Source organism: Salicola sp. AFF1 (assembly GCF_056783195.1).
This window is the reverse complement of the sequence record NZ_JBXAYL010000211.1, coordinates 1-250: the sequence shown is the minus strand read 5'-3', so window position 1 is coordinate 250 and position 250 is coordinate 1. Positions and strand designations below refer to the sequence as shown.

1 protein-coding gene is annotated in these 250 nt (G+C 70.8%); it reads right to left on the bottom strand.

Features of this window, described 5'->3' with window-relative positions:
* On the bottom strand, nt 1–250 hold a 250-nt coding region (locus AC1RQI_RS17385; RefSeq protein ID WP_481905857.1), incomplete at both ends, for a hypothetical protein.

Here is a 250-nt window from a genome sequence, read left to right as displayed (position 1 = left end):
ACGCTGGCGCGCGTACGTGCGGCCACCAGCACCACCGCCACGATGAACACCATCGACAGGTCGGCCATGCCCACCCAGCGTTCGGCCAGCCAGGCCACCGCACAGGCCAGTGCGGTGGCGATCAGCGCCTGCGCCGGCTCGTAGCTGATGCCGCGCATCGGTGGCAGCAGACCCTCGCGGCGCGAGCGTGCTCGCGCCTGCGGGGTGCTGATGATGGTGATCTCGTAGTGCGCGCCGCGCTGGATCAGCT